The organism is Embleya sp. NPDC059237, assembly GCF_042754105.1.
In the GTDB taxonomy this organism is placed as follows: Bacteria; Actinomycetota; Actinomycetes; order Streptomycetales; family Streptomycetaceae; genus Embleya.
Genome location: NZ_JBHZAE010000033.1, coordinates 1 through 9186, shown reverse-complemented (window position 1 = coordinate 9186; position 9186 = coordinate 1). Strand labels below are relative to the sequence as shown.

Below are 9186 nucleotides of genomic sequence, written 5' to 3'. Positions count from 1 at the left end.
CACCCCGCGACGCCCCCCCACCCAGGCGTCGGCACCGCCCGCGCCCGTACACCCCGGCCACACGGGCGGCCCGCGGCCCCCCGGGGGGGGGGGGCGGGGGGGGGCGCGGGCCCCCCCCCCCGGGGGGGGGCCACGGCGCAGAGCCACTGCTGTCACTGCCACCGCTGTGCGATGGTCACCCGGGCGCCGCCGCGGCCGGGCCGCGCGATCAGTTCGGGCGGGTCGCGCCGGCGATCGGCATGGTGTTGATCGAGGCGATCTCCACCGGCTTGCGCGAGTTGGCGGCGTGCACCATCTTGCCGTCGCCGATGTAGATGCCGACGTGGCTGATGCCCGAGTAGAAGAACACCAGGTCGCCGGGCTGCAGGTTGGCGATCGACACGTGCGGGTCGGCGGCGAACTGGTCGTTGGTCACGCGCGGCAGCGAGATGCCCGCCGCCTTGTACGCGGCCTGGACCAGACCCGAGCAGTCGTACGCGTTCGGGCCGGTGGCGCCGTACACGTACGGCTTGCCGACCTGCGCCTTGGCGAAGGCGACGGCCTGAAGGGCCTTGCTCGACGCGTTCGAGGAACCGCCGGTGGGCGCCTGGTTGCCCTTCGAGCCACCGGTGGCGGGCTTGGCGGCGGGCTTGGCGGCGACGTCGACCGACGGCTTGCTCGTCGGCTTCGGCGCGGTCTTGCCGGTGACCGTGGTCTTCGGCTGGACCTGGATGCTCGGCTTGGCCGGGGCCTCCGCCTTGGGCTGCGCGGGCGCCGAGCCGGTCAGCCGCAGGGTCTGGCCGATCTCGATCAGGTCCGGGCCGGACAGGAGCACGTCGCGGTTGAGCTGGTACAGGCTCTGCCAGCCGCCGGAGACCTTGTTGGTCAGCGCGAGCTGGGACAGCGTGTCACCGGCCTGGACCAGGTAGCGGGCCTTCTCCGCGGCCGTGGCGGCCGCGGGCGCGGCGACCTCGGCCTGGACCGGGGCACTGTCGACCGCGGCGGTCGGCGTGGCCGACAGCACGGCGGAGGCGCCGGTGGGGGCCTGGTCGGTGGTGGGGACCTGCGCGTGGGCCGCACCGGCGCCGGCGACCGGGATGACGGCTCCCATGCCGGCGATGCCCACCGCCGCGACGAAGCGGCGGACGTTGGCGGGGCGGGCGGCTCGGTGGCGAGCGTTTGCGGACAGCATGAAATGGGGTCCTCTCCTGTCGCCTACGAGGTGAGCTGTCGGATTCGGACTGGAGCAGCCCGGTCGCTTCACGCGACTTCACCCCTAGCCGTCACCGGAACGATCCCGGCCACGGCGATTCACCTGGTTCCCCCGCTCCCGTCGGATTCTTCGCTGTAGACATCCCGCTGCCGGCGACGGGATTCGGCGTACCGGCGGCAGGGTTCACCCGAAAGGTGAATCGGCGAGAAAGGTAGGCAATGCGATGGGGAGATCACAACCGAATCGCAGAGTTTGCCCGGAGCGTAAAGGCGGAATAAAGGCGACATCTCGGCCGGCTTCGGTCGGAAGCACCCGCGATGACGAGGGCATATCTCGGAGAGTGGCGTGACGGAGCGGTAACGGAAAATAGTCGAGATCCGTCACCGGTCACCGGAAATGAATTGCAACCCGAAGTCGGCTATATAATTTATGTCCGTTTTATCCATGCGGGCTACATCACATTCCGGGCATCGGGCCGGCCGCACCCCGCCCCCACGTCCCGGCATCATGTGAACAAGTTGTTTAACACGAATCATGCGACATGATCTGTTGACATCGATCCGTGTGTCTCGACATGCTGTGACCATGCCTTCGACTCCGGACATGCCCGCGACCCCCGAATCCCACGATCCCTTCAGCCCGCCCGACCCCGAACAGGCGCGGGCCCGGCGCGTACACGCCTCCCTGTTCCGGATCGCCGAGCGGCACGCGGCCACCGACGAGCAGCGCGCGCGGCAGGTGCATCCGTACATGCTCGGCCCGCACGAGGCGATCCGGCTGGTGTCGTTCCTGCTCAGCGGTATCGCGCAGCCCGCCGACGGCGAGCCGGCGGTCGACCACGCCGACATCACCGCCGCGCTGAGCCTGATCCCGATGGCCCGGGGCGAGATGGACGACCTGGAGGCGGGGCTGCTCCGGATGGCCCGGGGGCGCGAGATGACCTGGCAGGAGATCGCCTTCGGCCTGGGCCTGGGCACCCCGCAGGCGGCCCGCCAGCGCTACGAACGCCTGCTCGGCCGCACCACCCCCGAGTCGGAGGACGACCCGGCCGCCCGGGCCTGAACGCCCGCCGGGTCAACCCGCGAAGACCTCGACCAGGGACCAGATCGCCAGGCCGAGCATGCACACCCCGCCGATCCGCTGCACGGTCTGCAACGGCATGCGCTTGGCGATGAACCGCCCGGCGAGCAGCGCCAGCGCGGACACCGACATCAGCGCCGCGACCGAGCCGATCGCGGTGGACCAGGTGCCGTTGGTGGCGGCCAGGTTGGCGGTGGTGATCTGGGTCAGGTCGCCCCACTCGCTGATGAACACGGCCATGAAGGCGGTCGAGAACACCGCCCGGAACCCGGTGATCCGCGCACCGCCGCCGTCCGCGTCCTCGTCGTCGGCGCCACCGCGCAGCAGCATGAACGCGCCGAAGCCGAAGAGCGCCGCGGAGACGAGCTTGACGATCCAACCGGGGAGCAGCCCGAGCAGACCGCCCGCGCCCACGGCGAGCGCGACGTGCACGGCGAACGCGGTCGAGGTACCGAACCAGACGTAGAGCGGGCGCATGCGGGTGCCCATGGCGAGCGACGCGAACATGGTCTTGTCCGGTAGCTCGGCGAGGAAGATCAGCCCGAAGGCGGTCAGGATCGCCAGAAGGTCGAGGTGCATTCCGAGTGGCTTTCTGCGAGAGCCGGGCCCCGGGTCTTCACGAAGCGCCGCTCGGCGGATTGGAGGACCACTCGGCCCGGCACGACGGGGTGCGTCCGCGAGATTCGCGGACGCGTCGTTGCCTGGCCGAAGGTCTCGCCCACCCGTGATGATCGGGCCCGGCCACCGGGAGCCCGAGGGCTCCAGCATGTCGACGACCGGTTCGCGGGGCTACTCCCCTTCGCTGGTCTGTGACCTTACCGCATGCGTACGACCCGCCCGAGCATCGCCGCGTCGGCCCGGGGCCGGCTCACGATGTCAGACAGCGGGCCAGCGACCAGCGCAGTTGCTCCTCGTCCAGCGGCGTGCCCAGGGTCAGTACCTGCAACATCGTGCCGTCCAGGAGCGTGACCGCCGCCGCGGCGGCGGGCGGTCCGAACCGGTCGGCCAGGAAGCCGCCGATCCCCTCGACCCACGCCCGCGCGAAACCGCGCAACTCGGGGCTGCGCGCCGCCGCCAGATACAACTCGTACTCGACCAGCGCCCGAGGGCGGTCCGCGAGGTATTCGGCGGTGAGCGTGGTGAGCACGCCGGGCACGTCGTCGCTGCCCCGGATCCGCGCCGCCCAGTCGTCCACCATCCGCACCGTCTCCGCCGAGGCGTACTCCAGCGCCGCGGCGACCAGGTCGTCGAGCGACGCGAAGTAGTACGTGGTCGCCCCCAGCGGGACCTCGGCCCGCGCCGCGACCAGGCGGTGCGTGGTGTTGCCGACACCCACCTCGGCGATGGCCTGGACGGCACCGCGGACGATCCGCAACCGGCGGCCCTCCGGATCCCGGGTCGCGGTCAATGCGCACCGCCCAGGTTCAGCACCACCACGCCCGCGATCACCAGGGCCATCCCGAACGCCTTGAGCAGCGTCATCGGCTCGTTCAGGAACACCGCGCCGACCAGGGCGATCGCCACCGTCCCGAGCCCCGACCAGATCGCGTACGCCGTGCCCACCTGCAACTGGCGCAGCGAGAGCGTCAGGAGATAGAAGGCGCCGGCATAGCCGCCCAGGCAGGCCAGCGTCGGCCACAGCCGGGTGAAGCCGTCGGTGCTCTTGAGCAGACTGGTCGCGATCACCTCACACGAGATCGCCAACCCCAGGAACAACCAGGCCATGCGCCCTCCCCTCCGAGTTGTACAGATGTACAAGTACAAATGTACTGGACCGGGGTGTGCGGTCGCCGGCCCCCGGCGGGCCTGGTCGTGGTGGTGGGTAGGCTGCGCCGATGCCCACCGAACGGCCCGAACGGCTCGATCCGCGCCGGTGTGTGACGGCCGCCCGATTGGCCGCGTGTGCCGTGGCGCTCCGGCCGTCCGTCGGCCGAACCCGGTTGATCGTGGTGGACGGGATCGGCGGCTCGGGCAAGACCACGTTCGCCGACACGCTCGCCGCGCACCTGCCCGGCGCGCCCGTGGTGCGGTTGGACGACTTCGCCCGGCCCGGCGACTTCTTCGGCTGGTTGCCGCGGTTGCGCGAGCAGTTGCTGGCGCCGCTGGCCCGGCACGAGGCGGCGCGGTGCGACATCTACGACTGGCCCGCCTATCGGATCGGCGGGTACCGGGAGATACCGGCCGCCCCGGTGGTGATCCTGGAGGGCGTCGGCGCGGCCCGCCGGGAACTCGATACGGTCACCGCGCTGCGCATCCTGGTCGACACCCCGGCCGAGGTCGCCGCCGCCCGCACGCTGGAGCGCGACGGGCCGGGACTCGCCTGGTTCTGGCGCTTGTGGCGCGTCGCCGAGGCCGCGCACCTGGCTGCCGACCGTCCCTGGGACCGCCCCCACGTGCGCGTCGACGGCACGAGTGGCCGGCTCGTGCCGCCCGGATCGCCCGCCTCACCAGCCGAGGCCGTTGCCGGACCCGGGTGAGCCCGCCGCCCGGGGGAGTGGGCGGCGGGCTCGATCGGGCTACTTGCGGGCGAGCCGGCGGGCGGCGGTGTCCATCGCCTGGGCCCGGCGGTCCTCGGCCAGGTCGGCGATCTCCTCCGCACTGGTGGTGTTCGCCCGCGCATACTCCTCGGCCATCGCCTGCGAACTCGACCAGCCGCTCCAGTAGTTCTCCGTCCGGCTGAGCCCGGAGCCGTGTTCGAGGGCGGCGGTGTCGGCGGCCAAGGCGTGGGCCGTGTAGATGTCCATCATCCGGCCGGCGGGCACGCCGACGTGCGGGATGTAGCTCAGGATCTGCGCACTCGCGAGGGTCTGGTACTTGCGGTTCCAGGTCGCCTCGGTGACCCCCGCCTCGCGCGCCGCCACGATCGACTCGTCGCGCAGACCGTCCATCGTGCCCAGCGCGTTGAACGCCTGCCGGGCCTCGACGTCCATCGCCGGCAGTGCCCCCGGCGCCTTGACCACCGGGTGTGCGGCCAGCACGCCGGCGGCGTGCTCGACGGTGGCGCCGTGCATCACCGCGAACGCCTCGGGGTCGTTGCCCGCGCCGGTGATCACCCGCATCAGGTCCCGGTCGTGGAACATCGCCCCGTTCTGCCCGTCCTTGGCGACCAGTTGGTCGTACACGCCGTCGCCCATATAGGACGCGACCATGTTGCCGACGCTGTCCCGCAGGTTGGCCGCGAACTTGCCGCGCAGGCCGTCGTCGCCGCCGAGCGTGGCGACCGTGTCCCGCATGATCTGCCGCATCGTCTCGTCGTGCGGGGGATGCGGGCCGCCGGGCAGCCCGTAGCCGCCGCCGGGCGTTTGTCCGGTGGCGGCGGCCTCCAACGCCCGGCCCAACTGGTCGAGTCCGGGCGGGTTGTACCCCTCCGGGATCGGGCCCGCGCCGGCCCAGTCCGGCAACCAGTGCCGCTTGAGCATGTAGCCGACCTCGCCGGGGTGCTTGGCGGGGTCGAAGAACTCCTTCGACGCCTCGGGGTTGTTGCCGAAGGCGGCCATCAGGCCGGTCATCGGGTCCAGCCCCGCCCCATGTCCGTCGGCGATGTCGAGTCGGAACCCGTTGTACATCGCGCCCGACGGGGTGTTCTTCATCCATACGGCGGGATCGTCCCGCTCCATGGCGCGCATGTCCTGGCCGATCAGGCGCAGGAAATCGGTGTCCTGATGCCCGGTGTCGAGCAGGGTGCCAAGGAGTTGATATCCGTAGGGCCGAAACGAATACAGCCCGATGTCGGTCTTCTCCCGGCCGGCCCGCATGAGTTCGTCGACCCACGCCCGATCGACGTGTGGCCCGGGGCCCTTTCCGGTACCGGCGGCCAGCACCCGACCGAGGTCGGCCTGGATCGCCCTCAGGTCCTCCTGTAAGCCCTTGGGTACATCGCCGCCGCCGAGCTTGGCGATCATCCCCGCCAGCCAGAGCGTGCCGCGCGGACCCTGTTGGTTCAGGAACGGGGTACTGAACGCCGGATCGTCGGCGTTGGCGGCGAGCAGGTTGCGCAGTTCGCCGCGCTCGGCCGGGCTGAGCATCATCAGCCGATCGGCCAGGTCGGTCGCGCGGCGTGCGTCCTGGGCCGGGCCCGCGCCGACCGCCTTGCCGTTGAACCTCTTCGGATCGTCGCCGCGCGTGTCCGCGTTCAGCGCGAAGGCGGCGCGCTGGTCGGCGGCGGTGGCCTCGGTCAGCGCCCTGCCGATCCGGTCCGCGATGCCCTGCGCCGCCTCCTTGAGCGGTTTGGTTACCGCGTCGTAGTCGTCGGGGGGCAGGTTGCGCGCGTACGACGGCGCGGTCCAGTGCACGCCGCCGTTGTCGTCCACGGTCAACTTCTGGTCGGCCGCGTCGGCGATCGCCTTGGTCAGGTGCTCCTTGGCGGTCCTCAGGTCGCTCGCCGCGTCGAGCAGTACCGTGCGCAGCGCCGTCGCCTCGGTGTGCGCGTCCTCCATCTGGCCGGACATGGCCCGGAGTTCGCCGATCGCGGCGGTGGCCTCGGCGCCCTTCCAGGCGCCGCCGGTGAGCGGGGAGACCACGTCGCGGTCCACGTCGCCGTGCTGGGTGTGCATGCGGTCGGGCAGCGTGGCCCACACCTCGGCCGCGGTGACGAGCGTGCCCAGGTCGACGTCGCGCAGGTGGATGAAATCGACCACGTCAGCCTCCGAAGGTCGTGCAGACGGATCCCTCGGTGTTGCGCCATGTGGTCGCCGCGGTGTTCAGGTTCCCGGCCCGGCCGGCGAGGGTGTCGGCGACCGCGATGGTGCGGTCGTGCCACGCGGTGTGCGCGGCGTCCACCGCCTTGGCCAGCTCGAAGCCGTCGAGCGCCTTGGTCACCGGTTCGAGTGCGGTGACGCCCTTGAGGCCGGTGGTGCGGAAGTCCCCCGCGATCTCCCGCAGTCGGCCGGCGGCGGTGTCCAATGTGCCCGGCTCGACATGTACGTCGGGTGCCTGCGGTGCGCAACCCGGGCGCGGGTCGGGCCTGTTCGTGGCGGCGAACGTACTGCCGTCCACCTTCACCCGGGGCAGCCCCGGATTGAGTATCGAGTCGAAATCGGTCGTCATGCCGCAACCCCCGAGTCACCGATGCGATACGCGCCATACATGCGCGATACACGGCCATCCAAGACCACCGGCTCGCCGTGATCAACCGATCCGTGGACATCGCGAGGGACGATGCCGGATCGGGACCGCGGGCGGGGAGTCGGCCGGCGCCGGTGTTGCGCCGAGCGGGTGGGTCGGGGCGCGGCGGTGGGCGAGGTGCGGGGGAATATGCCGTCCCGGGGTGATCGGATGCGAGAGGCCGGCGCCGGGACGTCCCGGATCGTCCGCCGCGCCGGCCGGCGTCACCCCCGTTCACCGCCGTCGAGACAAGAGATACGAGACACGAGACAAGAGGAGCCTTCGATGCCCGACTTCGGACCACCGCCCGCGCGTTACGACGACCTGCGAGCGCTGTTCGTGAACTGCACCCTCAAACGTTCCCCGGAGGTCAGCAACACCCAGGGCCTGGTGGACATCAGCCGCGGCATCATGACCCGACACGGGGTCGCGGTCGACGAGTTCCGGGCGGTGGACCACGAGATCGCCACCGGGGTCTGGCCGAACATGCGCGAGCGCGGGTGGCCGAGCGACGAGTGGCCGGAGTTGTACGAGCGGGTGATGGACGCGGACATCCTGGTCCTGGCCGGGCCGATCTGGCTCGGCGACAACAGCTCGGTGCTCAAGCGGGTGGTGGAGCGACTGTACGCGTGTTCGAGCCTGCTCAACGAGGCCGGGCAGTACGCCTATTACGGGCGGGTCGGCGGTTGTCTGATCACCGGGAACGAGGACGGCGTCAAACACTGCGCGATGAACGTGCTGTACAGCCTTCAGCATCTCGGCTACACCATCCCGCCGCAGGCGGACGCGGGGTGGATGGGCGAGGCCGGGCCGGGGCCGTCGTATCTGGATCCCGGGTCGGGCGGTCCGGACAACGACTTCACCAACCGCAACACCACCTTCATGACCTGGAATCTGCTGCACCTGGCCCGGCTGCTCAAGGACGCGGGCGGGGTGCCGGCGTACGGCAATCAGCGGGCGGGGTGGGACGCCGGGTGCCGCTACGACTTCGAGAATCCGGACTATCGCTGAGGGACGGTCAGCCCGGCGGGCGGGGCGGGTTCGGCGGGTCCGGTGGGCTCGGCAGTACGGCGATCGTGTCCTCGGTCCAGGTACCGGCCGCGCCCGGGCAGCCGGCGAGGTAGCGGGCGGCGCGCCGGCGGGACCAGCCGTGCGCCTCGCCGAGACCGGCGCTCAGGTGGTGCAGATATGCGGCGGCGGGGGCGTTCCACGGCACGTCGGCGCTGCGGGACGGCGTGGTCAGGGTGAGTATCGGCAGGCCGTCGGCCGTACCGACGCGGACCACCGTCTCGTAGCGGCCCGGGCCGAGGGTCACCCGCCCGGTGGTCGCCATGTCGTCGAGGTCGAGGTCGAGGTCGAGCCCGGGGGCGCGGTGCATCTCCTGCGCGGCGAGGTCGGCGAACTGCCCGAGGGTCAGCAGGTAGGCCCGGCCGGGTGTGCGACCCGGGTCCAGCGGGTCGTACAGGGCCATTCCGCCGGTCCATACCTTCGACTCGAGGGCGAAGTACATCCGGCCCGGTATCACCACCGGCCGCGTCGCGCGCGGTGCGGCCGGATCCCGGCATCCCGGATAGTTCCGGACGCCGCCGGGGGGCCGGCCGCCGCGCAGGTAACAGTCGAGCCGGGCGGCGTGCATGTTGGACCCGTACGCGACATACCACACCAGATCGGAACACACGTCCGGCAGCCTAGCGCGTGTCTTCAAACCCCCGCCGAGCTCCACGACGCCCGGCACCGCACCTCGCCGCCCCGGAGAAACAGGCGAATGGAACCACTGTGCACCTGCTTCTCCGGCACGCCGATGCACGGCA

General features: G+C 71.3%; 10 protein-coding genes and 1 riboswitch. Of the genes, 3 read left to right on the top strand and 7 right to left on the bottom strand.

Annotated features, from left to right (window positions below; genetic code table 11):
• Positions 1-208: 208 nt before the first annotated feature.
• Positions 209-1171: an NlpC/P60 family protein gene (locus ACFXKZ_RS50245; RefSeq protein ID WP_380014510.1), complete on the bottom strand. Its 963-nt coding sequence runs from the start codon at positions 1169-1171 to the stop codon at positions 209-211.
• A gap of 6 nt (positions 1172-1177) precedes the next feature.
• Positions 1178-1334, bottom strand: a riboswitch (cyclic di-AMP (ydaO/yuaA leader).
• A gap of 443 nt (positions 1335-1777) precedes the next feature.
• Between ACFXKZ_RS50245 and ACFXKZ_RS50240 the strand changes: the two genes are divergently transcribed.
• Entirely contained in the window at positions 1778-2254 is a 477-nt protein-coding gene (locus tag ACFXKZ_RS50240) for a DNA-binding protein (RefSeq protein WP_380014507.1), read from the top strand.
• A 12-nt stretch (positions 2255-2266) separates the two neighbouring features.
• Here ACFXKZ_RS50240 and ACFXKZ_RS50235 read toward each other — a convergent pair whose 3' ends face one another.
• From ACFXKZ_RS50235 to ACFXKZ_RS50225, 3 genes are all read right to left on the bottom strand, one after another.
• Positions 2267-2851, bottom strand: coding sequence for a TMEM165/GDT1 family protein (locus ACFXKZ_RS50235; RefSeq protein ID WP_126642227.1), 585 nt, complete (start codon positions 2849-2851; stop codon positions 2267-2269).
• Positions 2852-3140: 289 nt separating this feature from the next.
• On the bottom strand, positions 3141-3680 hold the full coding sequence (locus tag ACFXKZ_RS50230; protein WP_380014504.1) for a TetR/AcrR family transcriptional regulator: 540 nt from the start codon (positions 3678-3680) through the stop codon (positions 3141-3143).
• The gene (locus ACFXKZ_RS50225) at positions 3677-3997 is read right to left on the bottom strand and encodes a DMT family transporter (protein WP_380014501.1); all 321 of its coding nucleotides are present in this window, start codon (positions 3995-3997) and stop codon (positions 3677-3679) included. The genes ACFXKZ_RS50230 and ACFXKZ_RS50225 overlap by 4 nt, the downstream gene beginning before the upstream one ends.
• Before the next feature lie 110 nt (positions 3998-4107).
• Between ACFXKZ_RS50225 and ACFXKZ_RS50220 the strand changes: the two genes are divergently transcribed.
• Complete coding sequence (locus tag ACFXKZ_RS50220; protein ID WP_380014498.1) at positions 4108-4749, top strand: uridine kinase; 642 nt, start codon at positions 4108-4110, stop codon at positions 4747-4749.
• 39 nt (positions 4750-4788) lie between these two features.
• Here the strand turns inward: ACFXKZ_RS50220 and ACFXKZ_RS50215 are convergent, their stop codons facing one another.
• Both ACFXKZ_RS50215 and ACFXKZ_RS50210 read right to left on the bottom strand, forming a co-directional pair.
• On the bottom strand, positions 4789-6909 hold the full coding sequence (locus tag ACFXKZ_RS50215) for a hypothetical protein (protein WP_380014495.1): 2121 nt from the start codon (positions 6907-6909) through the stop codon (positions 4789-4791).
• Position 6910: 1 nt separating this feature from the next.
• Positions 6911-7318: a WXG100 family type VII secretion target gene (locus ACFXKZ_RS50210; RefSeq protein ID WP_380014492.1), complete on the bottom strand. Its 408-nt coding sequence runs from the start codon at positions 7316-7318 to the stop codon at positions 6911-6913.
• Between the two features lie 342 nt (positions 7319-7660).
• Between ACFXKZ_RS50210 and ACFXKZ_RS50205 the strand changes: the two genes are divergently transcribed.
• On the top strand, positions 7661-8386 hold the full coding sequence (locus ACFXKZ_RS50205) for a flavodoxin family protein (RefSeq protein ID WP_380014489.1): 726 nt from the start codon (positions 7661-7663) through the stop codon (positions 8384-8386).
• Positions 8387-8393: 7 nt separating this feature from the next.
• Here ACFXKZ_RS50205 and ACFXKZ_RS50200 read toward each other — a convergent pair whose 3' ends face one another.
• The gene (locus ACFXKZ_RS50200) at positions 8394-9053 is read right to left on the bottom strand and encodes a histone deacetylase (protein WP_380014486.1); all 660 of its coding nucleotides are present in this window, start codon (positions 9051-9053) and stop codon (positions 8394-8396) included.
• Positions 9054-9186: the final 133 nt, after the last annotated feature.

Bases quoted from the DNA above. Each gene is read 5' to 3' on its own strand.
- ACFXKZ_RS50240 (WP_380014507.1), top strand. From the start codon at position 1,778: ATGCCTTCGACTCCGGACATGCCCGCGACCCCCGAATCCCACGATCCC.
- ACFXKZ_RS50210 (WP_380014492.1), bottom strand. From the start codon at position 7,318: ATGACGACCGATTTCGACTCGATACTCAATCCGGGGCTGCCCCGGGTG.
- ACFXKZ_RS50205 (WP_380014489.1), top strand. From the start codon at position 7,661: ATGCCCGACTTCGGACCACCGCCCGCGCGTTACGACGACCTGCGAGCG.
- ACFXKZ_RS50245 (WP_380014510.1), bottom strand. From the start codon at position 1,171: ATGCTGTCCGCAAACGCTCGCCACCGAGCCGCCCGCCCCGCCAACGTC.
- ACFXKZ_RS50235 (WP_126642227.1), bottom strand. From the start codon at position 2,851: ATGCACCTCGACCTTCTGGCGATCCTGACCGCCTTCGGGCTGATCTTC.
- ACFXKZ_RS50225 (WP_380014501.1), bottom strand. From the start codon at position 3,997: ATGGCCTGGTTGTTCCTGGGGTTGGCGATCTCGTGTGAGGTGATCGCG.
- ACFXKZ_RS50220 (WP_380014498.1), top strand. From the start codon at position 4,108: ATGCCCACCGAACGGCCCGAACGGCTCGATCCGCGCCGGTGTGTGACG.